Here is a 26349-nt window from a genome sequence, read left to right as displayed (position 1 = left end):
GATCGGACCGCCGCGATGCCCCCCACGACCCCTGCGCCCCGAGCGGCCAGGACGCGACGCCCGCCCGCCCATCGGGCCGGTCGACGCGATCGCCGCAGCGCTCGCGCCGACGGCGGGTTCACGCTCCCCGAGCTGCTCATCGTGATGATGCTGTCGGCGACCCTGACCGGGGCGATCTCGATGGCGTTGATCACCATGTTGAAGGCCACCCCCCTGGCCGAGGCCCGGATCGCCGAGTCGAAGGACATCACCTTCCTGCAGACGTGGATCCCGGTCGACCTCGCGACGGCGATCAACAGCTACCCGCACCACGACGACGCCACGGTGAAGGCCGAGATGGCGGCGAACGACCCGTTCGTCACATACTCGGCCACCCTCGACGGCACCAACGTGCTGACGCTGGTCGTGCCGAACGCCAACACCGGAGCGCTCGAGGTGGTCGTCTACCGCTACGCGGAGATCCGCGGCAGCTACCTCCTGGTCCGCTACCGCATCAGCGATCCGGGGACCGCGTCGGAGCAGGTCTCCGTCGTGGGCGTCGCGCACGAGGTCCCGCCTCCGCCGGACGGGTGGGTCGCCGGCGACCCCGTGCCGCACGTGGCGCGCGTCGTGGCCCGCAACCAGAGCGCCGTGCGACCGGTCGGTGAGGACGTGACGATCACGTTCGAGTCGGGCAACGAGTTCCGCACCGGGGGTGCCGGCCTCTCCGCGCAGCGGGACCTCACCCCGAACGACCCGGTGACCCTGCCCGATCCGACCGCGCCGCCGTCTCGCTGCGGCGGGAGGATCGCCGTGGTCATCGACACGTCCGGTTCCGTCCCGATCGGCTTCGGGGGCGTCCCGACCGAGAAGGCCGCCGTCGGCTTCATCGACGCGTTCGTCGGCACCCCGACGCAGATCTCGATCAACGGCTTCGACCGCGGCGCGTACGGCATGATCGACGATCCGGCCCGCGCGAAGCGCTACGTGGCGAAGAACGAGCGCGCGCCGTTCCTGTCCGTCCTCGACAACGGTCCGCAGGTGACGGCGATGCGGAACCGGATCACGGCGCTCGACGACCGAGACGGGAACTGGAGCTCGAGCAACGTCGACTCACCGACCAAGGACGGGATCCACTGGGACCAGATCGGTTCGGGGACGAACTGGGAGGACGGACTGTGGAACGTGTTCTTCGACAACGCCGGCCAGCCGCACAACTCGTTCCAGCCCGACCTCGTGGTGTTCATCACCGATGGGCAGCCGACCTACGTCCGAGCCGGCGACGGCTCGCCGACGACCGCCGCCGAGGTCGCGGCCAAGAACGCCGCCGCGCAGGTCGCGAACGCGGGTCGGTCGCAGGGGGCGCGGATCATCGGGGTGATGGTGGGCAACCAGGCGGGCAACCCGAAGTACGTCGGGTACCTGAAGGACGTCGTGGGTGGCGAGGAGTGGGACGGCAGCGTCGCGGCCGACGGGACGGTCGACGTCGGCAACGCGGTCGCCGCCGACTTCTTCACCGGTTCGTTCTCCCAGCTCGGCGGCGTCCTCCGATCGATCATGATCGCCGAGTGCGGCGGGACCGTGACGGTCCGCAAGGGCATCGACGACGGGTCGACCGCGAGCGGTCGGTGGAACTACTCGACCGAGGTCGGTGACCAGATCCTCGACGCCGACGTCACGAACTCGATCACGTTCGACTTCGGCTTCTCGAGCGGCGTGACGACCCGCGAGGTGATCGTGCGCGAGGAGGTGCGCGACGGCTACACGTTCGTGCGTGCCGACTGCTCGAGCCGCGGCCAGCTGATCACCGACACCTCGAAGGTGAAGCCGCTCGGGAGCGGGACCCCGGGCGTGGCGATCCAGCTGCGTCCCGACGAGGCGATCTCGTGCGTCATGGTGTCGGAGCCGTCGTGAGCGAGCGCACCACCCGACCGCGCCCGCCGTCGCGATCCACCGGCGTTCGTCCGCCGGCGTGGTCGACGTCCGGTGAGCGCGACGCCGGCAACGTCTTGCCGATGACCCTCGTGTTCCTCACGGTCGGGTCGCTGCTGGTCCTCGCGCTCTTGTCGTTCGCGTCGACGCTCTTCCTCAACCGGCCCCCGCTCGAGGAGCGCAGCGACTCCCTCGAGGCGGTCCGCTCGGCGATGCGCATGGCGGTGACCATGCAGCGCTCCCACGGGCCCGAGGGCTGCTTCGACCACCCCTCGGGATCCTTCGACGTCAACGGGCGATCGGTCGCGATCGAGTGCTCCGTCGTCAACCAGCAGTACGAGATCGATTCGCGCTTCTCGATCATCGCCACGAGCGACGTGGGCAACGCGGCGCGAGACGGAGCGGCGATCGCGGCGACGGGCTCGCCGAAGACGATCGAGAACGACGTCTTCGTCTCCGGCGGCTCCCTCGCCGCCGACACGTCGGCGATCTCGCTGGGCACCGCTCGGCTGGTGGGCGACGCCGGCGAGGCCGGGGTGCGCACCCCGTACCGCTACACGACGGTCGACGCGACGACGGACCTCGACGCAGCGGGCACCGACTGCGCCACGTTCTACGGGCCGCAGGTCCTGACGAAGACGTTCGCGGGCCTCGAGCTGCTCGCGACGACGAAGGCTCCGATCGAGGTCGAGACGCGAGCGTCCGACGTCCAGGTGAAGGTCGCGGGGCACGCGGACGCCGAGATCCTCGGCGCGATCGTCACCCAGGTCGGTGGAGCGCGCCACCTCGATCGTCGGTTCCACGGCGACCACATCGACACCACGTCGAGCATCACCGGGACGTCCGTCGGGATCACGGCGGTCACCGCGTGCTACCAGGTCGTCGGCCCGGACGACCCCGCCCACGTGCCGCGCGACCTCACGACCTGCGGCTCACCGCTGATGGACCCCGAGCGCTTCGACCAGTCTCCATCCACCGACGGCGTCACCTGCGCAGACGAGCCGTGGTGGACCAACGCCGGTTGGTCGGCCGCCGCGACCGCCGACCACGTCTACCCGATGCTGCCGCGCATCCCGACCTACGCCCGCTCCAGCACGCCGCTCGAGGTCGGCTCGTCGGGCTGCCACGTCTTCTACCCCGGTCGCTACGACGACGACCTCGAGCTCGACGGCGGCCGCGACTACTACTTCGCCTCGGGCATCTACCTGTTCTCCGGAACGGTGGAGATCACGGGCGACGCCCGCGTGGTCGGGGGCGAAGGGATCTGGGAGGGGTGCACGTTCGACGCGGAGGCCTCGTTCCTCCCGGGGAGCCCACGCAACCACGAGATCACCGGCGACGGCGTCACGTTCCTCCTCGGCGGAGACGGCAGGGGATCCGACGGCCGGATCGAGGTCGCGAACGCATCGCTGCGCCTGAACCAGCGGATCGCGACCACGTCGACGCGAGCCTCGGCGGGGATGAACGTGATGACGGTCAACGCGAAGAGCCCGGAACCGACCGCGGGCACGACGCTCGACGTCGAGATCCCCTTCGACGATCGCGTCCTCCTGCCCGGGTGCCTCGGCTCCGAGGTCGCGGCGAAGCCGAGCTGCGCCGAGGGCATCAGCACCTACCGCAGCATCCCGGTCGCCGGCGCGACCCCTCTCGTCTACGTCCCCTCGACCCTCGGCCACGACGAGCTCGCCCTCGACGTCGATCTCGACGGCTCCTCCAGGACGCGGAACCGGGTCCTGTTCGGGGGCGCGGTCTTCACCCCGAACGCCGCGGTCTCGTTCGCGCGCACGGGCGGCGGCTCCGAGTACCAGGTGAGCCTCGCCGGCGGCGTCACCGCCACGACCATCGAGCTCGACTTCGCCGACGGCGCACCCGACCAGGTGGTGGTCGGCGAGGACGCCGCCACCACCTACCTCCAGGTCGAGCTCACGGCGACGACGGACTTCGACGGCCGGGAGTTCACCTCCGCCGTCCTGCTCGAGGTCGACGACGCCGCCAGGTACGCGATCAACTCCTGGGTCGTCGGATCCGTCGAATCGGGGGCGGTCGCGACGACCAGCCCTGCGACGACCGCTGCGCCGACCACGACGGTCGCCCCGACCACGACGCCGCTCACGACCGTGCCGACGACCGCTCCGGCCACCTCGACGTCCTCGACGACGGTTCCGCCCACCTCGACGTCCTCGACGACGGTTCCGCCCACGACGGTTCCGCCCTCCACGGTGCCGCCCTCCACGGTGCCGCCCACGATCGCTCCGCCCACGACCGCGCCGCCCACGACCGCGCCGCCCACGACCGCGCCGCCCACGACCGCGCCGCCCACGACGGCGCCGCCGACCACCTCCACCCCACCGGTCGGCTTCCCGTCGTGCAGGTCGACGCCCAACCACACGAAGGCCTTCGGTCCCGGCACCTGGCAGGTCTCGCACTGGACGAACCCGACCCTGAGCGGCGCTCCCGCCGCGGCGACCACGGAATCGGAGGTCGACGTCGACTTCAAGAAGGGTGCGAACCCGGCGATCGGGGTGAAGGACGACTTCTCGATGCGCTGGACGCAGTCGCTGCGGGTCACCGAGAGCTGCCGGATCGCGCTGCGGGGCAGCGGAGACGACGGCTTCCGGGTGAAGATCGGCACCACGACGGTCATCGACGCCTGGGCCGGAGGTGCGTCGACGGTGGAGCGCGTCGTCGACATCGGCCCCGGCACCCACCTGGTGACGTTCGAGTTCTTCGACCGGACCGAGAAGGCAGCGGCTCGACTCGAGTGGAGGACCGGCTGACCCGACCGCCGGGCACGCGGTCCTCCGACCTCCTCAGTCGGCCGCGACGAGCTCGCCCGCCGCGAGCTGCTGCGCGTAGCGGCCACCCGACGCGACGAGCTCGTCGTGGGTGCCGATCTCGACGACCCGTCCGTGCTCGATGAAGGCGATCCGATCGGCCGACCGGATCGTCGACAAGCGGTGCGCGATGACGAGCGCGGTCCGACCCTCCAGCGCGTGCTCGAGGGCCTCCTGGATGTGTGACTCGTTCTCGTTGTCGAGGTGGCTGGTCGCCTCGTCGAGGATCATGATCACCGGGTCCTTGAGCAGCAGCCGCGCGATCGCCAGGCGCTGCTTCTCCCCGCCCGACAACCGGTACCCACGCTCGCCGACCACGGTGTCGTAGCCGTCGGGGAGGGCGGCGATCGTCTCGTGGATGCGCGCGGCGCGCGCGGCCTCGACGAGGCGCTCGTCGGTGGCGTCGGGATCCGCGTAGCGCAGGTTGTCGCCGATCGACTCGTGGAAGAGGTGGGGATCCTGCGACACGACGCCGATCGAGGTGCGCAGCGTGTCGAGGGTGAGGTCGCGCACGTCGACGCCGTCGATGCGGACCGCGCCGCCCGTCACGTCGTAGAGCCGGGGCACGAGGGAGATCGTCGTCGACTTGCCGGCCCCGGAGGATCCGACCAGCGCGACGGTCTCCCCGGACGCGACCGTCAGCGACAGGCCCCGGAGGACGTCGACGTCGGGGTCGTGGTCCATCCCGAGCCCGGCGTTCTGCTCCATCGAGGCGATCGCCGTGTCGCTCGCCGGCGGGTAGCGGAACACGACGTCGTCGAACTCGATCGCTCCGGTCGGGTCGACCAGGTCGACCGCGCCGGGCCGCTCGCGGATCGACTCGGGCGCATCGAGCACCTCGAACACCCGCTCGAAGCTGACCATCGACGTCATCAGGTCGACCCGGGCGTTGGTCAGACCGGTGAGGGGCTGGTACACGCGGGTCACGAGCGCGGCGAGCGCGACGAGGGTGCCGACCTCGATCGTGCCGTCGACGACCATGATCGCCCCGAGCCCGTAGATGGCGGCCGTGCCGATCGCCGCGACGAGCCCGAGCGCGACGAAGAACACGCGTCCGTACATCGCGGCCTGGATCCCGGTGTCGCGGACCCCTCGTGCGCGCCGATCGAAGCTGTCCTTCTCGCGCGGCCCCGAGCCGAACAGCTTCACGAGCATCGCCCCCGACACGTTGAAGCGCTCGGTCATCTGGGTGTTCATCGCGGCGTTGTGACCCATCTGCTCGCGCGAGATCCCCTGCAGCCGGGTCCCGACCCGGCGGGCCGGGACGATGAACAGGGGGAGCACGATCAGCGTCAGCAGGGTGAGGCGCCACTCGAGCGCGAGCATCGCGGCGAGGGTGGTGACGAGGACGACGACGTTGCTCACCACGCTGCCGAGGGTGCTGGTGACCGCCGTCTGGGCGCCGATCACATCGGTGTTCAGGCGCGAGGTGATCGACCCGGTCGGGGTGCGCGTGAAGAACGCGATCGGCAGCCGCTGCACCTTCTCGAACAGCGAGCTGCGCAGATCGAGGATGAGGCCCTCGCCCACCTTCGCCGAGCACCAGCGCTGGAGGATCGCCAGGCCGGCGTCGCCGAGCGCGGCCGCGACCGCGATCGCGGCGAGCACGCCGATCAGGCCACGGTCGTCGGAGGGGATCGCGTCGTCGAGGATCGCCCGGATCACGAACGGGGGGACGAGGGCGAGCAGGGCCGAGGCGAGGATCGCGACGAGGAACACCACGATCGTCGCTCGATAGGGCCGGGCGAACCGCCACACCCGCGACGCCGTGCCGTCCGCCAGCTTGACGTCGCGCACGGCGTCGGAGTCACCCGGCATCATCCGGTGGGGCGGCATTCGCATGCCCTCCACGCTACGAGGGCGGCGAGCCGAGCCGACCGACGCCGTCCGTGGCGCCCACCTAGCCTGGGGCCGATGGCGGCCCGACCCCCCTCGTCGTCTCGGCGGCGCCGTCCGCGCTCGGCCGCGGCCGCCGCGCTGGTCCTCGCCGGCATCGCCGGCGCGTGCTCGGACTCCTCCGGGGGCGAGCAACCCCCGGCGACCCGCGCCACGATCCCGCCCGAGACCGCCGTCAGCTCGCCGGTCGACTTCTCCGAGGGCACCGCCACGTCGTCGGTGCCGGTGTCGGCGACCGCCCCGGCCCCCTCCTCGGCGGGCACCGCGAGCGCACCGTCCAGCGCACCGTCGCTCCCCGATGCGGAGATCGCGTTCGAGCAGGTCGCCGACGGCGTCGAGGGAGGGTGGCTCACCGTGCCGGTCGACCACGGCGACCCCCTCGGCGCCACCCTCGACCTGTGGGTCGTGCGGCACCGGGCCCCTTCGGGGGAGCCCGTCGGCGTGCTGCTGGCCAACGGGGGAGGGCCCGGCGTCGCGTCGAGCCTGCTGGCGGCCGACGTGCGGAGCTGGTTCGAGGAGCCGCTCGTGGAGTCGTTCGACATCGTCACCTGGGATCCGCGCGGCACCGGCCGCAGCGGGGGTTCCGTCGACTGCATCGACGACGACGAGTACGACCGCTACTTCGCCTCGGGGGACATCACCCCCGACGACGATGCCGAGCGCGAGGCCCTCGTCGAGCTGTCGCGCGACTTCGCGGAGAGCTGCGTCGAGGCCGTCGGCGACGTCCTCGCGCACCTGGGGACGAACAACTCGGCGCGCGACATGGACGCGCTGCGTCGGGCGCTCGGTCAGAGCCAGGTCAGCTACCTCGGCTACAGCTACGGGAGCGAGCTCGGTGCGGTGTGGGCGACGCTGTTCCCCGACACCGTGCGCGCCGCGGTGCTCGACGGAGCCGCCCACCCCGACCCGGACGGCATCGAACCGGTGCGCCTCCAGCAGCTCGGGTTCGAGGGGGTGTTCGAGACCTTCCTCGCCCGGTGCAGCGCGAACCCGTCGTGCGCGTTCCACAACGACGGCGACGCCGAGGGCGCCTACGACGAGCTGCTCGCGCGCCTCGACACCGACCCGGTGCCCGGCCCGCCGGGCCGCCCGGCGGTCAACCAGGAGGTCGCGATCATCGGGATCATCCAGGCGATGTACACCGACCGCCGGTGGCCGGCGCTGGAGCGCGCCCTCGCGGACGCCGCGGCCGGTGACGGGACGGGACTGCTCGCGCTGCGCGACGGGTACTACCGACGAGATCCCGACGACGGCTCGTACTCCGATCTGCTCGAGTCGTTCCAGGCGATCACGTGCGCGGACGACCCCGACCGCCCGACCCCCGACGAGGCCGATGCCGAGGCCGAACCGCTCATCGGGATCGCGCCGCGCCTGTTCCCGTACACCACGGGCTCGTACACGTGCGGCTTCTTCCCCCCGTCGGCCGACCCGCGCGTCGAGATCACCGGCGAGCGAGCCGGGCCGATCGTGGTGATCGGGACGACCGGCGACCCGTCGACACCGCTGACCAGCAGCCAGGCGATGGCCGACGCGCTCGAGGGCGGTGTGCTGGTCACGGTCGAGGCCAACCGGCACACCGCCTACCGATCGGGCGGGTGCATCGACGACCTGGTGCACCGGTACCTGATCTGGCTCGAGGTGCCTCCGGCCGACACCCGCTGCGGTTGACCTCGGCCGCGGCGTCGTGGCACGGAGACGACGACGGGCGCCCACGGAGGTCGTTGCGCCGAGTCGCCTGCTCGGCAGGCGCTGCGGGGATCTTCGTGGACGCCCGTGGACGTGCTGGCGGAAGGCGTGGGATTCGAACCCACGGAAGCCCGAAGACTTCAACGGCTTTCGAGGCCGTCCCATTCGTCCGCTCTGGCAGCCTTCCGACCTCGATGCTAGCGACGAAACGCCGGTCCGCGCACGGGCCGCACGGTGCCCGATCCCGCGTCGGGCCCTCGTTCAAGGGTTCGTCTGCACGTGCCGATGGAGAGGGGCATGACCATCGTGGCATCCCCCCTGCCCGCTCCGGCCGACGGCGCGGGGCCACGTCCGCACGGTGACGTGGCGAGCCCGCACCCGACGTCGGCTCCGAACGCACGGCCCCTCGCCCCGCCGCCACCTCCCGCTCCGGCCCCGACGCGACGCCCGCCGGACACCGTCGTCGAAGCGCTCGACGAGCTGTGCGAGGTGGTCCCGGGCGCGAACGGAGCGCTGCTCGCGTCGGTCGACGGCTTCGCGCTCGCCCGCAGCGACGCGATGCCCGACGACGCCGCCCAGTCCGCGATGATCGCCGCGTCGGTCGGCCTGGCACGCCAGCTCGTCGGCATCGGCGGGGGCGAGCAGCTCCGCCAGCTCGTCGTCGACCACGACGGCGGCCTGCTCCTGCTGTGGCCGATCGGAACGAGCCGGGTGCTCGCGATGCTGACCGACTCGCGCGTCGACCAGGCGGGCCTGCGCCGCTACGTGCGATCTCGGGCGACCCTGCTGGCGGGTGGGTCGTGACCGTCGCCCTCGCCGGGTCCCGATCCGAGCACGAGCTCGACCCCTCCGGCCCGGTCGCCCAGCACGATGCCGACGAGCGCGACGCCGCCGAGCGCGACGCCGCCGAGCGCGACGCCGACGAGCGCGATGCCGACGAGCGCGATGCCGACGAGCACGAGGCGGCTCCGGCGCACACGTTCAAGATCCTGGTGACCGGGCCCTTCGCCGCCGGCAAGACGTCGCTCATCCGGTCGGTGTCGCAGACCGACGTCGTGTCGACCGACGTCGGGACCAGCGGTGAGGAGTCCGACGTCAAGGCCGAGACGACGGTCGCGATGGACTTCGGCACCTACCACGTCCCCGACGACGAGATCCGGCTGCTGCTGTTCGGCACCCCGGGCCAGCCCCGCTTCCGCTTCATGACCGACGTGCTCAAGGGGGAGGTCGACGTGGTCGCCTTCGTCGTCGACGCACGGGCGCGAGCGACCCACGCGGCGGCGGGCGTCGAGCTGCGCTCGCTGCTCGCCGACCTGGGCGTCCCGGCGGTGATCGCCGTGAACCGCTGCGACGACGCCGACGTCGCAGCGCGCATCGTCCGCTCGCTCGGCGCCGCCGCCGGGACGCCGGTCGTGCCCTGCCAGCTCGTCGATCCCGACTCGGGCCGCGAGGTCGTCGTGGAGATCCTGCTCACCCTGCTCGACTCGATGGATCCGGTCGCCGACGCAGACGGCACCGTCGCGGTCGGATCGTGATCGCCGCGTCGGCCGTGAGCGGCATCGAACCACCCGTCGAGGGATCGGAGCTCGAGCCCGCCCGGGTACCCGACCGTCGGCTCGCCGACCGCGGACCCGTGGCGGCCGATCCGACCGGTGACGTCCCCCACGGCCCCGACGCCGCGTGCGCCGCCGAGGTCGCGCCCGTCGCGCTCGTCCTCGACGAGGCTCGGCGTGACCGCTTCACCGGTGCGATCCGCTTCGCCGCCGAACCCGAGGTGAGCGTGTACCTCGAAGCCGGCCACGTGTACCACGCCGTCCGTGCGCACGACCCCTCGATCGGGTCGATCCTCACCGAGGCGGGGGTGCTCACCGACTCCCAGGCCCAGCGTGGGATCGTGCGGGTCGGCGACGTCGAGCACGTCGGTCGGCTGTTCGACCGCGACCCCTCGGTCGAGCGCGACGTCGTCATGGTCGCGATCGAGTCGCGCACCGACGAGATCGTCGGTGACCTCGCGGCCGGTCCTGCCGCCGTGGCGACGAAGCGGGCGTACCGCCACCACCCGTCGGGGGTCCACCGCTGGTACGTCGCTCCTCCCGAGCCCACGACTCGGACCGCGCCGACGCGACCGCTGCACGGCGGGCCGACGGGCGTCGACGTCCTCGGCGGGTTCGACACCTCGTCGTCGCCGACGCCGGGCGGCGGGTTCCGAGTCGTCTGGCCCGACGGGTCGACCGGGGGCGAGCTCGGCGCGTCGCCACCCCCGAACGACGGATCGAGCGTGACCGGATCGGTCGAGGCGGGCGCGCCCGATCCGGGGTCCGCCGCCGACGTCGACGACGCCGCGGTGCTCTCCGACGTCGCCGAGGCGGTGCGCCGAGCGCTCGAGGCGATGGGCCGTGGCCCGTCGGCGCCCACGCTCGCGACGTGTCGGCCCGACGTCACCGGCAGCGCCGGGCCGCCACCGGCCGAGGGCAGCCGACCGATCGCGCCATCGCTCGACCGACCCCGTGAGGTGGTCGCGACTCCCGGTGCGACCGCGTCGCCACCCTCACCGTTCGGGGGGTTCCCGCCCCCCACCCCGCAGATGCGAGCGGAGGCGATGTACGCCGTGACCGACGATGCCCACGACGGCACCGGCGACGCGTCCTGCTCGGAGCGCACCGTCGCGATCGTCGTCGAGGACGACCCCGTCGCGATCGTCGTCGACGACGACTCCCACGACATCGGGGCATCGTCGTCCGACGCCGTCGCAGCGGACGCCGCGGTGATCGTCGATCCGGCCGCACGGAGGGGTCCACCGCCGTCCATCCCGGGACCGAGCGGCAGCGTCGTGACGGAGCCGCCGATCCCCGCCCACGTGTCGAGCGCCCCCGTCGTGATCGCCGCCACCGCCACCGCCACCGCCACCGCCACCGCCACCGACCCGGCGGGGACCGGCGAACGGCGCCGGGCGCTGCGTCGCCTGATCGGCAGCCTGCGGACCGGCTCGAGCTGACGGGGCCGACGCCTCCGGACGGCCGTCCCACCGACGCGACGTCGACGGTCGACCCGCAGAGGCGGACCGACGCCCTCCCGGCCGACTCGGCAGCCCCCGCCGATCGCGCCCGTCGTCGATCAGCGGCGGGACCGGAAGAACGCGCGCAGCAGCTCGCCGCAGCGGTCGGCCTCGACGCCCCCGCTCACCTCGACGCGGTGGTTGAGCGGCGCTCCCTCGAGCAGGTGGAAGTGGCTGACGACCGCCCCGGCCTTGGGGTCGGTCGCGCCGAACACCAACCGCTCGAGGCGAGCGTTGACCATCGCCCCGGCGCACATCGCGCACGGCTCGAGGGTGGACACGAGGGTGCACCCGTCGAGCCGCCACCGGCCGACGTGGGCCGCAGCGTCGCGCAGGGCGAGGACCTCGGCGTGGGCGATCGGGTCGCCGGTCAGCTCGCGCTCGTTGTGCCGGCGCGCGACCACGTCGCCGTCGGCGTCGACGACGACCGCCCCGATCGGCACGTCGCCGTGCTCGAGGGCGTCGGCCGCCTCGTCGAGCGCCAGCTCCATCCACCCGGCGGCATCGGTCGGCGTCATCGACCGGAGTCTCCCACGAGCCGGGTCGTGACCGATGCCCGTCGAACGTCGCACGTCGGACCTCGTCGAACCGCTGCGATGATGTCGACGTGAAGATCTTCTCCTGTCCGGGCTGCGCCCAGGTCGTGTGGTTCGACAGCACCTCGTGCGAGGCGTGCGGGGTCGACCTCGCGTACGACCCGCGCATCGACGAGTTCGTCACCGGGGTGGCCGCGTGCTCCCTGCGCGAGACGGTCGAGAGCTGCAACTGGGCGTCCACCGGGGGCACGGCCGATCTCTGCGACTGCTGCTCGCTCGATCTCGACCACACCGCCGACGAGCTGCGTCGCCCGTTCCAGCTCGCGAAGCGACGCACCCTGCGCCAGCTGTGGATCCTCGGCATCGACCCGGCGACGCGCGAACCCCAGCTCCGATTCGACCTGCGCGCCGGCACGGAGGCCGAGCCGGTCACGACGGGCCACGCCGACGGGTTGATCACCCTCGACACCGCCGAGGCCGAGCCGTCGCACCTCCAGGAGGTGCGGATCTCGCTCGGTGAGCCGTACCGGACCCCCCTCGGCCACGTCCGCCACGAGCTCGGCCACTGGTGGTGGGCCGCTGCGGTCGACGTCGACTTCTCGACCGAGGAGTTCCGCGACCGCTTCGGCGACGAGAGCGCCGACTACTCGGCGGCGCTCGAGAGCCACTACGGCGGGGAGGACGACGGCTCGTGGTCCGACGACCACATCTCGTTCTACGCGGCGAGCCACCCGTGGGAGGACGTCGCGGAGAGCTTCGCCCACGTGCTGCACATCCTCGACACCTTCGAGACGGCGACCACCCACCGGGTGATGACGACGGACGAGGCCCCGGTCGGGTTCCGCGCGATCTACGACCGCTGGGTGCCCTTGACGCTCACCCTCAACGCGCTCAACCGCTCGATGGGGATGCCCGACCCGTACCCGTTCGCCGCGAGCCCGACCGCGGTCGACAAGTTCGAGTTCGTCGCGACTCGCCTCCCGCAGCTCGGCTGAGCTCCGAGCGGCCCGGCGGGCCGGGCGGCGACCCATCGGCGACCGACGAGCCGTTGGCGGAGAGGGTGGGATTCGAACCCACGGAAGGTTGCCCTTCACACGCTTTCCAAGCGTGCCGATTCGGCCGCTCTCGCACCCCTCCGGATGTGCGCCCGCCAGGCTAGCGGGAACGCAGGTGGTCGAGTGGTGGTGACCAGGCGGTCTGCGGCGCACGAACGATGCCGATGAAGGCTGCTCCCTTCCGGGCCTGACCTGGTTCACGGGCGCCCATCGCACAGGGCCCGGTCACCACCGCCGTTCAGCTTAGCGCCGCGGCGAGCCGCTCGGCCTCGCGAGCGAGGCCCGGGGACCCGATCTCGCCGGCGACCTCGACGAAGCGCTCGGTCGGGCCGGTCCATCGCCAGTCGTCGACCCCGCCGACCTCGATGTCGATGTCGATCGTGGCGATGCGCCGGAACAGCAGCGCGTCGTCGATCCGGTCGCGCAGCGTCGACGACAGCTTCGCCGCGCCGCGCAGCCCCGGGACGTCCCACCGCCCGGCAGCGTCGGGGACGTCCTCGATGCGCCCGTAGCGCGCGAGCACCGCCGAGGCCGACTTGGCCCCCCACCCCGGCAGCCCCGGGAACCCGTCGGCGGTGTCGCCGACGAGGCCGAGGTAGTCGGGGATCGACGCCGGGCCGATCCCGAACTTGGCGACGACGCCGTCCTCGTCGAGCACCTCGCGCTTGCGGCGGTCGAACTGCACCACCCGCTCGCCGCGCACGCACTGGGCGAGGTCCTTGTCGGGGGTGACGATCAGCACCTGGGTGACGCGCTCGTCGGCGTCGGCGACCGCCGCGGCCGCGCCGAGGGCGTCGTCGGCCTCGTGGGTGACCATCGGCCACACCGTGAACCCGGCGGCCTCGAGCGCGTCCTCCATCACCGGGATCTGGCGGACGATGGCCTCGTCCATCCCCTCGCCGGTCTTGTACCCCGCCCACAGATCGTTGCGGAAGCTCTCGATGACGTGATCGGAGGCGACGCCGACGTGGGTGGCCCCGTCCGACACCAGCGCCAGGGTGGACGACACGACCGCCGCCGCTCCCGCCGAGGGGTGGCTGTCGGAGTGGCGCGACGCCGAGCCGAAGTGCTGCCGGAACAGCTCGTAGGTGCCGTCGACAAGGTGGACCCGCATCGGCTCACGTTAGCCACCGCTCCGGTCGCCGTCCCTCGCGCGCACGGTGTCGTCAGGCCACGTCAAGCGTTCCCCCAGGTCGTCTCAGCGATCCTTCAAGATCGCACCCCCACCGGTCGATAGATCATCGAGCCGGAGCGGGCTTCAGAGCGCGCAGCGCGAGCACGCGATCGACGACTTCCCCCAGAGGAGAGGGCCGAATGAGCGAAGAACTCCAGGAGATGCAGCGCCAGATCGTGGGCGCGGTGCAACAGGAGCTCACGCGCTTCAGCGCCGAGGTCGCGACGAACCTGAGGAAGCTCGAGGCCGAGGTCGCGAGCGGCGCCGCCGCCCGCGTCGAGCTCGAGGACCAGGTGCGCTCGCTCGCCTCCGCGCTCGAGCACTCCCACGTCGCCGGCTCGAACTACCAGAACGAGATCCAGCACGTCCTCGAGACCCGGCTCGGCGAGATGACGGCGGCGAACGCACGCCAGCAGGACGAGGTCAACGCCCGGCTCGGTCGCGTCGTCGACGAGGCGAACGTCGGGATCATCGCCGCCGTGCAGTCCGCCGCCCACCCGCTGGTGAAGAAGATCGAGGACCGCCAGGAGCGCATCGAGGACGAGGTGCGCGGTCTCGACGACAGCATCCGCCGCTTCGACGACCAGGCGGGCCAGATGGTCGACCACATCAACCAGGTCACCTCCGTCGTGGAGGCCCGCCTCGAGCGGATCGGCTCCGACGTGGCGGCCAACCTCGACGAGCGCCTCGGCGCGATCGGCAACCGCATCGACGATGTGTCGGCGGCCTCCGCCCGGCACCAGGCCGAGGTGTCGAACATCGTGACCAGCCGGGTCGAGGCGAGCGAGCAGCGCTCGACCGAGCGCGTGATGGGCCTCGAGACGCGCCTGTCCGACGAGATCGGCCAGCGCGTCGCCGACATCGACGCCCACGTCGGGCGGGTCGGTGCCGGCCTCGACGACGCGGTGATGACGCTCAGCGACCGCATCGCCAAGGCCGACTCGCGCTTCGAGGCGGTCGAGGCCGAGTTCGAGACGATCCGCTCCGACCTCGCGAACGTCGACGCCGAGGCGATCGACGAGATCAAGGACCAGGTCGGCTCCGCGCTCGGCCAGGCCGAGCTGGTGCGCATCGAGATGGATCGCTTCCAGGAGACGATCCGGGAGAGCCTCGACTCGACCGCGCTGCGCCTCACCGAGATCGAGACCACGGTCAACGACCAGGCGATGGACGTGGAGATGGCCGTCCAGCTCGAGCGCCTCGAGGAGGTCGAGCGCGCCGTTCTGATGCTCGACCCCGACATCCTCGGCGCCGCCGAGCCCGAGCCGGAGGCCACGGTCGTCGACGACGGGGTGGACCCCCACGACATGATCGCGATGCTCGACCGCATCGACGCACCGGCGAACGAGCCGCTGGCGCCGCCGTCGGCCGAGCCGCCTCCTCCACCGCCGCGCCCCGACGCCGCCGTGGACGCAGCCGCTTCCGGTCGCTGACCGCGACCGACGAACGTACGAACGACCCGAGGAACGGAAGACGACGACATGGCGATGGGACGGAAGAGGAGCGACGAGGAGGGTGCCGAGCCGGGCGCGGTCGCGGTCGCGGAGCGGCCCGGCGACGCGCCCGGAGCCTCCGACGCGGAGTGCCAGGCGGCCGGGCAGGCGCTCGTGCAGTCGGGGAACCTGTCGGCGGAGAGCCTGGCGACCCTGCTGGGCGAGGCCGGGGGCGACCTGGTCAAGTTCAGCGACTTCGCGCTCACCCGGCACGCGGTCGGGCGCACCGAGCTGGCGAACGCGGTCGGTGCCGCCTGCCAGGTGCCGGTCGGCGAGTCCAACGTCGGCGAGCTGGACGACGAGATCGTGCAGAAGCTGCCCGAGCAGGTCTGCCGAGACCACAAGGTCATCGCGATCTCGGAGGGTCCCGACGGCCTCGTCGTGTACGCCGTCGACCCGTCCGCCCAGCGTCGCGGCCGGGTCGAGGCGGCCGTGCCCGGCCAGCGGATCGCGTGGCGCGCCTCGGACCACAAGTCGGTCACCGCCTACATCGAGCAGATGTTCCGCACCTCGTCGAACCTCGACTCGCTCGTCGCGGCCTTCGCCGGCGAGGACGAGCAGCGCAGCGCCGCCGAGTCGATCGCCGAGGTCAACCTCGACGACCAGGCGCCGGTCATCCAGCTCGTCGCCAAGATCGTCAGCCAGGCGCTGCGCGACCGCACCTCGGACATCCACATCGAGCCGCTCAACGACCGCCTGCGGATCCGCTTCCGCGTCGACGGTCAGCTCGTCGAGGCGTTCAGCCTGCCCCTGTCGGCGCACAACGCGCTCACGTCGCGCCTCAAGATCATGTCGGAGATGAACATCGTCGAGAAGCGGGCGCCGCAGGACGGCCAGTTCTCGACGAAGGTCGACGGCAAGGAGCTCGACGTGCGCGTCGCGTCCGTCGCCACCGTCTTCGGCGAGAAGATCGTCATGCGACTCCTCGACAAGTCGAAGTCGATGGTCGGCCTGTCCGAGCTGGGCATGCCGAAGGAGACGTACAGCACCTACGCCAAGCTGGTCCACGCCCCGTTCGGGATGGTGATCTGCGCCGGGCCGACCGGTGCCGGCAAGACGACCACGCTCTACGCGACCCTGCTCGAGATCAACTCGGGCGGCAAGAACGTCACCACCGTCGAGGACCCGGTCGAGTACGTCTTCCCCGGCATTAACCAGGTGCAGACGAACGCGAAGGCGGGCCTCACGTTCGCCACCGGGCTCAAGGCTCTCCTGCGACAGGACCCCGACGTCATCCTCGTCGGGGAGATCCGCGACGCGGACACCGCGCGCATCGCGATCCAGTCGGCGCTCACCGGCCACTTCGTGCTCTCGTCGCTGCACGGCACCGACGCCGTCGCGGCCCTGCACCGCCTGCTCGACATGGGCATCGAGGCCTTCCTCGTCGCGTCCGCGATCGTCGGGGTCGTCTCCCAGCGCCTCATCCGCAAGATGTGCGACAACTGCAAGGAGCCGTACACGCCCGGCGCCGAGGAGATGGCGGTGTTCCGCCAGCACTCCGGGGGGAGCGAGAAGACGACCTTCTACCAGGGGGTCGGGTGCAGCTACTGCTCCGGCACCGGCTACCGCGACCGCATCGGCATCTACGAGCTGCTGCGGATCACCCCTGAGATCCGCCGCCTGATCGTCGGGTGGGCGACCACCGAGGAGCTGCGGCGCCTCGCGATCGCGCAGGGGATGCGCTCGATGCTGCGCGAGGCGATGCAGCTCGTGGAGGACGACGTCACCACGGTCCCCGAGGTCGTCAGGACGCTCTTCGCGCACTGACCGCTGCGTCAAGTCCTCGCGAGATCTTCCTCACGTCGCGGTGCGCTGGCGCCGATGAACAGCGCACATCCCACCCTCCCCCCGAGCACAGGAACCCGAGATGCCCAAGTTCGCATACGCAGCCATCGATCCCGAGGGCGCACCCGTCGAGGGTGTGACGAAGGCCGACACGATCGGGTCCGCTCGCGCCCTGCTCGTCGAGCAGAACCTCTTCCCGACGAAGATCGAGGAGACCAAGGGGATGCTCGACTTCGAGCTCACCAAGGAGAAGGTGAAGAAGAAGGAGCTGATGCACTTCACGCGCCAGCTCGCCGTGTTCGTCAAGGCCGGCATCCCGCTCACCGACGCGCTGGTGACGATCGGTGACGAGACCGAGGACGTCGCGCTGCGCCGGGCGCTGTCCAACCTGATCGACGACCTGCGCAACGGCGGTCTGCTGTCGGTCGCCGCCGCGGGCCACCCCGAGGTGTTCCCCGACTACTACGTCGGCATCCTCCAGTCGGCCGAGCTGACCGGTCAGCTCGACACCGCCCTCGAGAGCCTCGCCGAGTACCTCGAGCGCGAGATCGACACCCGCGGCAAGGTGGTCAGCGCGCTGTCGTACCCGATGGTCGTCATGGTGATGGCGTTCGGCACCGTCCTGCTCCTCGCCGGCTACGTCCTGCCCCAGTTCAAGCCGCTGTTCGAGGAGCTCGGCGCCGAGCTGCCCCTGCCGACGCGGATGATGCTGTTCTTCTCCCGCTTCTTCACCGACCTGTGGTACGTGACGGCGATCGTCATCGCGATCTCCGTCGCGGCGGTCATGTTCCTGTTCAAGCACCCGACCGGGAAGCTGTGGAAGGAGCGCGGCGTGCTCAAGGTCCCGATCATCGGCGGCATCGTCGACTACGCGATCCTCGAGCGCTTCTGCCGCATCCTCGGGGCGATGGTCCAGGCCGGCGTCCCCCTCCCGGAGGGGCTCAAGACGACGACGCAGGCGACCTCGAACATCGTCTACCGCGAGCGGCTCGAGGTCGCCCGCGACCAGATGCTCGAGGGGCGCGGCTTCTCCGCCCCGCTGATCGAGACCGAGCTGTTCCCCGGCGCGGCGCGCCAGATGTTCAAGGTCGGCGAGGAGACCGGCACGCTCGACAAGCAGCTCGAGACCGCCGCCATCTACTTCGACCGCGAGCTCGAGAGCCGCATCAAGAAGTTCACGACGATGTTCGAGCCGGTGATGATCGTGTTCGTCGGCGCCATCGTCGGGTTCGTCGCGATCGCCCTGGTCTCCGCGATGTACGGCGTGCTCGGAGGCATGAAGGAGGAGGCCGGCCCGGCCCAGGCGCCGACGCCGGTCGTCGCGGTCGTCGACGTCGAGTCGTCCGGGATCTGACCGGCGCTCAGCGTCCGAGCACGAAGTCGACGAAGTGCTGACCCACGAACACCGCCACCAGGGCCCCGAGCGCGAGGAACGGACCGAACGGGAGCTGGGTGCGCGCGTCCGCCCGGCCGATGAGGAGCGCCGGCACGGCGCCGAGCGTGCCGAGCACGAAGCCGAAGAACAGCCCGGGCGCGACGATGCCGGGGTTGAGCCAGCCGAGGTACATGCCGAGCAGCGGCGACAGGATCACGTCGCCGAACCCGAACGCCACGTCCGCGCCGTAGTAGGCGTTGCTCGCCAGGTAGATGCCCCCGATCAGGGCGAGCGCGATCGCGGCACCGAGCGCGGCCATCGCGATCCGGCGCGGCTCGCCGACGGCGAGGGCGGCGGCGACGAGACCGATCGCTCCGAGCCCGATGCCGGCGTAGGTGATCGGGCGCGGCAGCCGGTGCTCGCGCACGTCGATCGCCGTCTGGACGACGAGGACCGAGCCGAACACGAGGAAGGCCGGCAGCACGGCGACGTCGTCATCGTGGAAGCGCAGCGCCAGCACCACCCACACCGCCGCGTTCGCCAGCTCGATCACGACGGGTTCGATCCCGATCGGGTTGCGGCACCGGCGGCACCGCCCGCGCAGCGCGACCCAGCTCACCACCGGCACGAGGTCGAGCGGCCCGAGCCGCAGACCGCACTCGCCGCAGGCGCTCGGCGGGCGGTTGATCGAACCGCCACGCGGCACCCGATCCGCGACCACGGTCAGGAACGAGCCGACGAGCAGGCCGCCGACGACGACGAGCGGGATCAGCACAGGAAGTTCCATCGACAGCACGCCGGCCTCGAGCCGGCCCGTGCGGGAGGTTAGACCCATGACCGAAGAACAAGCGCTCACCCAGGGAGAGCCCGACCCCATGCTCGTGTCGCTCGCGACGGCGACCGTGCAGTCGGGCGCGTCCGACCTTCACCTCACGGTGGGTCGGCCGGCGACGGTGCGTCGCGACGGCACCCTCGTGTCGTTCGAGAACGTGCCGGTGCTGACCTCGACCGAGATCGACCGGATCGTCCACTCGCTGCTCAACGACGATCAGCGCGCCGAGCTCGAGCGCAACAACCAGGTGGACTTCTCGTTCGGCATCCCGGGCGTGGGCCGCTTCCGTGCGAACGCGTTCAGCCAGCGGGCGTCGCTCGCGCTGGCGCTGCGCGTCGTTCCGTTCCGCGTGCGCACCCTGGAGGAGCTCGGCGCCCCCTCCGCGTGCACCACCCTCTCGTACAAGCCGTACGGGATCGTGCTCGTCGTGGGCCCGACCGGCTCGGGCAAGTCGACGACGCTCGCCGCGATGATCGACCGCATCAACGAGACGCGCCCGTTGCACATCCTCACCATCGAGGACCCTGTGGAGTACCTGCACCACCACAAGATGGCGATGATCAACCAGCGCGAGGTCGGCACCGACGTCCGCTCGTTCAACGAGGGGCTGAAGAGCGCCCTGCGTGAGGACCCCGACGTCGTGCTGCTCGGCGAGATGCGCGACCTCGAGTCGATGGAGATCTCGCTGTCGCTCGCCGAGACCGGCCACCTGGTGTTCGCGACGCTGCACACCAACGACGCCGCGCAGTCCCTCGACCGCATCATCGACGTGTTCCCGGCCGAGCGCCGCGACCAGATCCAGATCATGCTCGCCGGGGCGCTCCAGGGGGTCATCTCCCAGCGCCTGCTCCCCGCGATCGGCGGAGGCCGGGTCGCGGCCTACGAGATCATGATCGCGAACGAGGCGATCCGGAACCTGGTCCGCGAGGGCAAGTCGCGCCAGATGCGCAACATGATCGCCACCGGCGGCGCCGACGGGATGCAGACCGTCGAGATGGACCTCGCCCGGCTCGTCGCGGCCGGGCTGATCTCGATGGACACCGCGATGGAGTCGAGCGCCTACCCGAAGGAGGTCCAGGCCCAGCTCGCCACGGCTCGCGCCCAGCTGCAGGGCCAGGCGACGATGGCGCAGGGCCAGGCGGGCTCGTCGGGCAGCGGCGAGTACACCGACCCGCGTGCCCCCGCCGGACGGGGCTGATCCGTCGTGGCCGTCCGCAAGCTCCCGTACAAGAACCTCGCCGGGGTCACGACGTGCCCGGGCGGGTGGCTGGTGCTGCCGGCGCGCATGGCCGGGATCACGGTCACCGCCGAGGAGTGCTTCGTGGTGAAGCGCCTGTTCGACGTGCTCGACCACCGGCCGACGTTCGACGCCGCCGCGATCGACGCCCCGATGGGCCTGAAGGACCACCCCGACGGCCCGTGGCGCCCGTGCGACGTCGACGCCCGCCAGTACGTGGGGTGGCCGCGGGCGGCGGCGATCTACGGGGTGCCCAGCCGCCAGGCGCTCGAGGAGTCGACGGGGCTCGGCGCGTCGCGCCACGAGAAGTGGATGAACGGCGCCGACAAGCGCCGCTTCCGATGGGTGCGCGAGGCGGCGACCGAGCTGCAGCCGTACCACTCGCGGCGGTTCGTGCCGGCCCACCCCGACGTCTCGTTCACCGCGATGAACGGCGATCAGCAGCTCAAGACCTCGCCGTGGCACGACGACGGGCGGCGTGAGCGCCTCGAGCTCATCCGCGCCCAGCTGCCGGGGATCGACGACGTCGTGACGCGCACCCCGCCGGTGGGCGCGCACCCGAAGATGCTGCTCGACGCGGCTGCGCTGCTGTGGACGGCGCGCCGCCAGGCCGGGCGCGCCATCTCGCGCTTCCCCCTCGACCCCCACTGGGACAGCGAGGGGATGCGCACCGAGCTCGTGCGCTGACGTCGTGGGTGCGCGATGCTGCGCCGATGGCACGGTGGGCGCGAGCGCTGGTCACGGGGGCGTCGTCGGGCATCGGACTCGAGCTCGCGCGGGCGCTGGCCGCGGATGGCACCGAGCTCGTCGTGGTGGCCCGTGACGGCGGCCGCCTGCGCGAGCTGGCGTCGTCGGTCGACGTGGCCTGCGAGGTGATCGTCGCCGACCTGGCGGACCCCGAGGGGCTGCGCGCCGTCGAGGACCGCCTGGCCGATCGTGCGATCCCGATCGACCTGCTGGTGAACGACGCGGGCCTCGGCTCCAGCGGTCCGTTCCACGAGCTCGACGTGGGGACCGAGTCGGCGATCGTCGACGTGAACGTCGTGGCGCTGCACCGCCTCGCCCACGTCGCCGCTCGTGCGATGACCGACGAGGGGCACGGCGGGATCCTCAACGTGTCGTCGATGGCCGGGTTCCTCGCCGCGCCGGGGTCGGCCACCTACGGGGCGACGAAGGCGTTCGTCACCTCGTTCAGCGAGTCGCTGCACGTGGAGCTCGCGCCGTCGGGGGTGCACGTCACCGCGCTGTGCCCCGGCTACACGCGCACCGAGTTCCAGGAGCGCGCCGACTACGACGCGTCGTCGATCCCGTCGTTCGCGTGGCAGTCGGCATCGCAGGTCGCGGCCGCAGGTCTCGACGGCATCGACCGCGACCGGGCCGTCGTGGTGCCGGGGGCGTTGAACCGGGTGGGCGCCGCGCTCATCGGGGCGCTCCCGCGCACGGTGCGCCGGGCGGTGGTGGCGAAGCTGCGTCCCTGAGGCCGCCGGAGCGGGTCAGTCGAGCGACAGCTCGCCGATCGGTCCGCGCTCGTCCGGTTCGCCATCGTCGTGGGCGTCACCGGTGGGGTCGTGCTCGCCGCCGCCCGACGGGTCGGGGACGGCACCGGCGTCGACGGCGGCGCCGGCGTCGGCGGGAGGGGCATCCACGATCGCCGACGCGTGAGCGGGAGGCGGCGGAGCCGGGACCGCGGCACCGTCGGGCGACGGCATCGCGCCGTCGGCGTCGACGGCGGGAGCCGATCCCGAGCCCGATGGGTCACCGGTGGCGGCGACGACGGGCGAGCCCGGCTGGAAGAGGTCGATGATCGCGTCCGCGAGCGCCTTCTGGTTGGTGAGGCACTGCTGCAAGCTGGCGCGGATGTCGGTGACCTGGGCCTCGAGCTCGTCGAGGCGCTCGGCCACCGGCCGGCCGGTGGCGTCGTCGCCGAGCCGGTCGGCGCGCTCGCGCTCGATGAGGCCCGTGACGCGCCGCTCGCTGCGCTCCGTGGCGTGGTGGGCCTCGGAGCGGACGAGCTCGATCTGCTCCTGGGCGATCTGCGCGTAGGCGGCCATCGAGGTGAACTGGCTGCTGATCTGCTGCTCGACGCTCTCGACCCGTCGGCGCAGCTCCTCGACCCGCTCGGCCTCGGCGGCGGCGGCCTCGTCGCCGAAGAACTCGTCGATCGCGAGATCGACGTCGTCGCCGTCGGTGCGCTCCTTGGTCTTTCCGAACATGGACATCCTCGTCGTCGGTCGATCGCTCTGAGCCGGGCATCCGCTGCGACGCACGCCCGGTCCGGCGGTGCTCAGGTCGTACGTCCATCCATCGGCGCGACCTTCCGCGTTCTTGAGGGAGTTCGGCTCCCGAAGGGGTCCGCCGGAGCGTCCGCGCGACAGCTCGACTGCCAGTTCCGACGGGCCGCCATCAAGATCGCGTCAGCGCATCACCCCTGATCAGGGGGTTCGCGAGCGCCGTTCGAAACCTCGCGGAACCCGCTCAAGGTGGCCCCCCGCTCGGCCGAAGCATGACTCACGCTACGGGAGGACTTCTCACGGGGCGAACGTGAGAACAGACCGGGATCCACGACGGATCCCCACAGCGAAAGGACACGCAACATGATCAACAAGAAGGACAAGGGGTTCACCCTCGTCGAGCTCCTCATCGTCATCGTCATCCTCGGCATCCTGGCCACCGTCACGGTGTTCGCGGTCCGTGGCATCACCGACCAGGGCGAGAAGAACGCCTGCAAGGTCGAGCGGCGCACGGTCGAGACGGCGATCGAGTCGTACTACGCCCAGAACCAGTCCGAGCCCACGAGCGAGGCCCAGCTCGTCCCCGACTACCTGAAGGAGGCGCCGTCGAACGTCACGATCACCTACGGCGCGACCGACACGGTGACCCCGACCATCAGCACCTGCCCGGTCTGATCCGGCACCGCTGACCCAGCCGAACCGAAGCCGGACGAGCCCCGCCGCCACGGCGGGGCTCGTCCGCGCCCGGCGGCGGATCGACCGGGCGCCGATTCGGCGGTGCGGTGAGGTGGCGTCAGGCCTGGCTCTCGGCGGCGAGGCGGAGCACCTCGTCCTCGGGGATCGCGCCGATCCATCCCTGGATCGGGGTGCCGTCGGCGGCGAGGAGCACGGCCGAGGGCTGCGACGTGATGCCGATCTCGATCCACGTCTCGAACGACTCGTCCCACAGCATGGTGAACGACTCGGTGCCGTGGTCGTCGACGAACTCGAGCGCCTCGTCCAGGGTGAGCTGGAGAGCGAGACCGACCGCCCTCGGTTGCAGGTGGGTGCCGGATCCGGTCAAGTCGAGCGACGCGGAGCCCGATGAGGAGGGGTGTCCGTCACCCTCGACTCGCTGACCCGCACTCGGCCCCGACCGGCCGAGGTGCTCGCACCGCCCACCGTCGCACCGCGCCCCGCACGGGGTCGACGGGGGATGGCCGCCGGGTGGACGGGGGTCGATCTCGTCGTCGTCCTGGCGGTCGTCGCCCCGAGCGCCTACCTCCCGATCTTCGAGTCGTGGGTGCAGATCCCGCGCACGATGGGTCTGCTCCTGGTGCTTCCGCTCGGCGTCGTCGCGCTCTCGCGACTGGCCCGTGACGGCAGCCGTGCGGCGGTCGCGGCCGCGGCCGTGGTGGCGTGGGCCGTCGCCGGTGCGCTGCGTTCGTCGGTGTTCGACGGCCCGGGGGGTGTCTCGATCACCGGTGACGCGACCGTCGTGACGCTCGCCGGCGCGGTGGCGGTCTGGGCGGCGGCTCACTTCCTGTCCCCGCGGGGGCGTCGGGCGGTGGTCCCGGTGGTGGTCGGGCTGTGCGCCGTCAACGTCTGCGTCGCGCTGGCGCAGGTCCTGTTCGGCGCCGAGGGAGCCCCCCTTCCGACGGTCGACGGGAACGCCACGGGGTTGACCTCGTCGACCACCTACCTCGGCACGCTCATGGCTGCGGGGGTGGCGCTCTGCGTCCGACGTGGCGCGACCGAGGACGAGCCGGTGTGGCGGTGGCCGGCCGGCGCGCTCGCGCTCGGCGCCGGGTTGGCTCTGTCGGGGTCGATCGTCGCCCTCGGCGCGCTCGTCGTGGCGGTGGCGTCGATCGCGCTGCTCCACTCGAACCTGCAGACCGCCCAGGCCGCGATCGCCGGTGCGATCGGGGTGCTGGCCGGGACCATGGTGCTCCAGTTCACCGGCGCCGACGCGCGGCCCGGCCCGGATGCCCTCGATCCGCTGACCTCGTCCGGTTCGTGGGACGCGATCGTCGACGCGGTCGCGCAGCGCCCGCTGCTCGGGTGGGGCCTCGGGAACGAGCGGTCGGCGATCGTGGCTCAGGTCGGCGACGGGGCGGTGCCGACATCGTCGGACCAGCTCGATGTGGTCGTCGGTGCGGTCATCGCGCTCGGCGTGCCGGGCGCCGTGCTGCTGGCGGCGTTCGTCTGGCTGGCGGCTGTGGAGAACCGGTCGTCGACCCTCGTCGGCGCCGGGACGGTGGCGCTCACCTGGTTCTTCGAGAGGGCGGCGATCGTCACGGTCCCGCTCGCCGCTCTGCTGCTCGGCACCGCGGATCCCGAGCCGGGGGCTGCGACGCCACGCCTCGACCTCGGCCGAACGGGGTGGGCCGTGGTGCTGGCGGCCGGTGTCGGTCCGGCGCTGTGGCTCGGCTCCACCGGGTTGGCGACGGGCGGCTGACGCTTCCGAGGAGATCGGGACGCTCGCCCGACGGCGTCCGTCGTGGGCCGGGTCAGGCCTGGCTCTCGGCGGCGAGGCGGAGCACCTCGTCCTCGGGGATCGCGCCGATCCATCCCTGGATCGGGGTGCCGTCGGCGGCGAGGAGCACGGCCGAGGGCTGCGACGTGATGCCGATCTCGATCCACGTCTCGAACGACTCGTCCCACAGCATGGTGAACGACTCGGTGCCGTGGTCGTCGACGAACTCGAGCGCCTCGTCCAGGGTGTCCTGGGTGCCGAGACCCACCACCGTCAACTCGTCTGCGTGATCGCGAGCGAACTGCTCGACGCCGGGAGCCTCCCGGTTGCAGGTGGGTCAATGCGGCGCCCACGCCCACAGCAGGATGGGGGTCTCCTGCGGGACGAGGTTGCGGAAGTTGACCTCGCGCTCGTTGTTCAGGTCGTCGACGACGACGCTCGGCAGCGAGTTGGTCTCGATCTCGGCGGCGGGGACCACCTCGGCGCCCACCAGGTCGACGAGGCCCGGCCCGGTGGCCACGGCGACGTCGGGGGAGTTCGCGGTCGCGGTGTCGGCGTCGGAGCCGTCGTCGGTCTCCGCCACCGACCCGGCATCGGTCGCGGCGCCGATCGTCGCATCCGGCGCAGCGGCGTCGGCGGGCAGCGCCTCGTCGGACCCGCTTCCGCAGGCCGCGATCGCGAGCGCGACACCCGCCGAGGTCGCCAGCCTCCGTGCGGTGCGACGTCGGGGTGGGCCGGGCGCGCCGGAGGACGTCGGTGCTCTCATCCCCACATCGTCGCAGACGCCGATCCGC

At 71.9% G+C, this 26349-nt stretch carries 23 protein-coding genes, 2 tRNA genes and 1 other RNA gene; 15 read left to right on the top strand and 11 right to left on the bottom strand.

Going from position 1 to position 26349, the window contains the following annotated elements; translation table 11 throughout:
* The first annotated feature begins 15 nt into the window (after nt 1-15).
* Nucleotides 16-1893, top strand: coding sequence for a PulJ/GspJ family protein (locus ACOOHC_RS17565; protein ID WP_420451688.1), 1878 nt, complete (start codon nt 16-18; stop codon nt 1891-1893).
* A 101-nt stretch (nt 1894-1994) separates the two neighbouring features.
* On the top strand, nt 1995-4688 hold the full coding sequence (locus ACOOHC_RS17560) for a PA14 domain-containing protein (protein WP_420451687.1): 2694 nt from the start codon (nt 1995-1997) through the stop codon (nt 4686-4688).
* Nucleotides 4689-4721: 33 nt separating this feature from the next.
* Here the strand turns inward: ACOOHC_RS17560 and ACOOHC_RS17555 are convergent, their stop codons facing one another.
* Nucleotides 4722-6587: an ABC transporter ATP-binding protein gene (locus ACOOHC_RS17555; protein ID WP_420451686.1), complete on the bottom strand. Its 1866-nt coding sequence runs from the start codon at nt 6585-6587 to the stop codon at nt 4722-4724.
* 72 nt (nt 6588-6659) lie between these two features.
* Here ACOOHC_RS17555 and ACOOHC_RS17550 point away from each other — a divergent pair, with 72 nt between their 5' ends.
* Nucleotides 6660-8309, top strand: a complete 1650-nt coding sequence (locus ACOOHC_RS17550; protein ID WP_420451685.1) for an alpha/beta hydrolase — start codon at nt 6660-6662, stop codon at nt 8307-8309.
* 115 nt (nt 8310-8424) lie between these two features.
* On the opposite strand, the gene ACOOHC_RS17545 is transcribed toward ACOOHC_RS17550, so the two are convergent.
* Nucleotides 8425-8514: transfer RNA gene (locus ACOOHC_RS17545), tRNA-Ser, on the bottom strand.
* 110 nt (nt 8515-8624) lie between these two features.
* On the opposite strand from ACOOHC_RS17545, the gene ACOOHC_RS17540 reads away from it, so the two are divergent.
* From ACOOHC_RS17540 to ACOOHC_RS17530, 3 genes are read left to right on the top strand one after another with little or no spacing between them, the layout of a single operon-like run.
* Complete coding sequence (locus ACOOHC_RS17540) at nt 8625-9131, top strand: roadblock/LC7 domain-containing protein (RefSeq protein WP_420451684.1); 507 nt, start codon at nt 8625-8627, stop codon at nt 9129-9131.
* The gene (locus tag ACOOHC_RS17535; RefSeq protein WP_420451683.1) at nt 9128-9862 is read left to right on the top strand and encodes a GTP-binding protein; all 735 of its coding nucleotides are present in this window, start codon (nt 9128-9130) and stop codon (nt 9860-9862) included. Before ACOOHC_RS17540 ends, ACOOHC_RS17535 begins: the two co-directional genes overlap by 4 nt.
* Nucleotides 9859-11322 carry a hypothetical protein gene (locus ACOOHC_RS17530; RefSeq protein WP_420451682.1) on the top strand — a complete coding sequence of 488 codons (1464 nt, stop codon included), beginning with the start codon at nt 9859-9861 and terminating at the stop codon, nt 11320-11322. Before ACOOHC_RS17535 ends, ACOOHC_RS17530 begins: the two co-directional genes overlap by 4 nt.
* Nucleotides 11323-11441: 119 nt before the next feature.
* Here the strand turns inward: ACOOHC_RS17530 and ACOOHC_RS17525 are convergent, their stop codons facing one another.
* A complete protein-coding gene (locus tag ACOOHC_RS17525; RefSeq protein WP_420451681.1) occupies nt 11442-11900 on the bottom strand; it encodes a nucleoside deaminase in 459 nt (152 codons plus the stop codon).
* Nucleotides 11901-11989: 89 nt separating this feature from the next.
* On the opposite strand from ACOOHC_RS17525, the gene ACOOHC_RS17520 reads away from it, so the two are divergent.
* A complete protein-coding gene (locus ACOOHC_RS17520; RefSeq protein ID WP_420451680.1) occupies nt 11990-12913 on the top strand; it encodes a putative zinc-binding metallopeptidase in 924 nt (307 codons plus the stop codon).
* A gap of 54 nt (nt 12914-12967) precedes the next feature.
* Here the strand turns inward: ACOOHC_RS17520 and ACOOHC_RS17515 are convergent.
* The 3 genes from ACOOHC_RS17515 to ACOOHC_RS17505 all read right to left on the bottom strand — a co-directional run bounded on the left by ACOOHC_RS17515 (nt 12968) and on the right by ACOOHC_RS17505 (nt 14087).
* A tRNA-Ser gene (locus tag ACOOHC_RS17515) sits at nt 12968-13055 on the bottom strand.
* Nucleotides 13056-13101: 46 nt separating this feature from the next.
* An RNA gene (ffs, locus tag ACOOHC_RS17510) (signal recognition particle sRNA small type) lies at nt 13102-13200 on the bottom strand.
* An 11-nt stretch (nt 13201-13211) separates the two neighbouring features.
* Entirely contained in the window at nt 13212-14087 is an 876-nt protein-coding gene (locus tag ACOOHC_RS17505) for a 5'-3' exonuclease (RefSeq protein ID WP_420451679.1), read from the bottom strand.
* Between the two features lie 200 nt (nt 14088-14287).
* On the opposite strand from ACOOHC_RS17505, the gene ACOOHC_RS17500 reads away from it, so the two are divergent.
* The 3 genes from ACOOHC_RS17500 (at nt 14288) to ACOOHC_RS17490 (ending at nt 18779) form a co-directional block, all read left to right on the top strand.
* Nucleotides 14288-15580 (top strand): hypothetical protein, encoded by a 1293-nt coding sequence (locus ACOOHC_RS17500; RefSeq protein ID WP_420451678.1) that lies wholly within the window; start codon nt 14288-14290, stop codon nt 15578-15580.
* Nucleotides 15581-15634: 54 nt separating this feature from the next.
* The gene (locus ACOOHC_RS17495; protein ID WP_420451677.1) at nt 15635-17407 is read left to right on the top strand and encodes a GspE/PulE family protein; all 1773 of its coding nucleotides are present in this window, start codon (nt 15635-15637) and stop codon (nt 17405-17407) included.
* Between the two features lie 100 nt (nt 17408-17507).
* Nucleotides 17508-18779 carry a type II secretion system F family protein gene (locus tag ACOOHC_RS17490; protein WP_420451676.1) on the top strand — a complete coding sequence of 424 codons (1272 nt, stop codon included), beginning with the start codon at nt 17508-17510 and terminating at the stop codon, nt 18777-18779.
* Between the two features lie 7 nt (nt 18780-18786).
* Here ACOOHC_RS17490 and ACOOHC_RS17485 read toward each other — a convergent pair whose 3' ends face one another.
* Entirely contained in the window at nt 18787-19635 is an 849-nt protein-coding gene (locus tag ACOOHC_RS17485) for a prepilin peptidase (RefSeq protein ID WP_420451675.1), read from the bottom strand.
* On the opposite strand from ACOOHC_RS17485, the gene ACOOHC_RS17480 reads away from it, so the two are divergent.
* Genes ACOOHC_RS17480 through ACOOHC_RS17470 form a run of 3 tightly spaced genes read left to right on the top strand, consistent with a single transcriptional unit; the run spans nt 19634 to nt 22347 of the window.
* On the top strand, nt 19634-20830 hold the full coding sequence (locus ACOOHC_RS17480) for a type IV pilus twitching motility protein PilT (protein WP_420451674.1): 1197 nt from the start codon (nt 19634-19636) through the stop codon (nt 20828-20830). The genes ACOOHC_RS17485 and ACOOHC_RS17480 overlap by 2 nt on opposite strands.
* A gap of 6 nt (nt 20831-20836) precedes the next feature.
* Entirely contained in the window at nt 20837-21556 is a 720-nt protein-coding gene (locus tag ACOOHC_RS17475) for a DUF429 domain-containing protein (protein ID WP_420451673.1), read from the top strand.
* Between the two features lie 26 nt (nt 21557-21582).
* Complete coding sequence (locus ACOOHC_RS17470; protein ID WP_420451672.1) at nt 21583-22347, top strand: SDR family NAD(P)-dependent oxidoreductase; 765 nt, start codon at nt 21583-21585, stop codon at nt 22345-22347.
* Nucleotides 22348-22362: 15 nt separating this feature from the next.
* On the opposite strand, the gene ACOOHC_RS17465 is transcribed toward ACOOHC_RS17470, so the two are convergent.
* Nucleotides 22363-23088: a hypothetical protein gene (locus ACOOHC_RS17465; protein ID WP_420451671.1), complete on the bottom strand. Its 726-nt coding sequence runs from the start codon at nt 23086-23088 to the stop codon at nt 22363-22365.
* 375 nt (nt 23089-23463) lie between these two features.
* Here ACOOHC_RS17465 and ACOOHC_RS17460 point away from each other — a divergent pair, with 375 nt between their 5' ends.
* Nucleotides 23464-23775, top strand: a complete 312-nt coding sequence (locus ACOOHC_RS17460) for a type II secretion system protein (RefSeq protein WP_420451670.1) — start codon at nt 23464-23466, stop codon at nt 23773-23775.
* Nucleotides 23776-23893: 118 nt separating this feature from the next.
* On the opposite strand, the gene ACOOHC_RS17455 is transcribed toward ACOOHC_RS17460, so the two are convergent.
* A complete protein-coding gene (locus ACOOHC_RS17455) occupies nt 23894-24163 on the bottom strand; it encodes a hypothetical protein (protein ID WP_420451669.1) in 270 nt (89 codons plus the stop codon).
* A gap of 30 nt (nt 24164-24193) precedes the next feature.
* Between ACOOHC_RS17455 and ACOOHC_RS17450 the strand changes: the two genes are divergently transcribed.
* Nucleotides 24194-25537, top strand: a complete 1344-nt coding sequence (locus ACOOHC_RS17450; RefSeq protein WP_420451668.1) for a hypothetical protein — start codon at nt 24194-24196, stop codon at nt 25535-25537.
* A 52-nt stretch (nt 25538-25589) separates the two neighbouring features.
* Here ACOOHC_RS17450 and ACOOHC_RS17445 read toward each other — a convergent pair whose 3' ends face one another.
* Together ACOOHC_RS17445 and ACOOHC_RS17440 are read right to left on the bottom strand one after the other, a co-directional pair.
* Nucleotides 25590-25826, bottom strand: coding sequence for a hypothetical protein (locus tag ACOOHC_RS17445; protein WP_420453821.1), 237 nt, complete (start codon nt 25824-25826; stop codon nt 25590-25592).
* Nucleotides 25827-25892: 66 nt separating this feature from the next.
* Nucleotides 25893-26321, bottom strand: a complete 429-nt coding sequence (locus ACOOHC_RS17440; protein ID WP_420451667.1) for a hypothetical protein — start codon at nt 26319-26321, stop codon at nt 25893-25895.
* Nucleotides 26322-26349 lie beyond the last annotated feature (28 nt).

The organism is Ilumatobacter sp., assembly GCF_965215205.1.
GTDB lineage: Bacteria > Actinomycetota > Acidimicrobiia > Acidimicrobiales > Ilumatobacteraceae > Ilumatobacter_A.
This window is presented reverse-complemented; position numbering and strand designations above follow the sequence as displayed.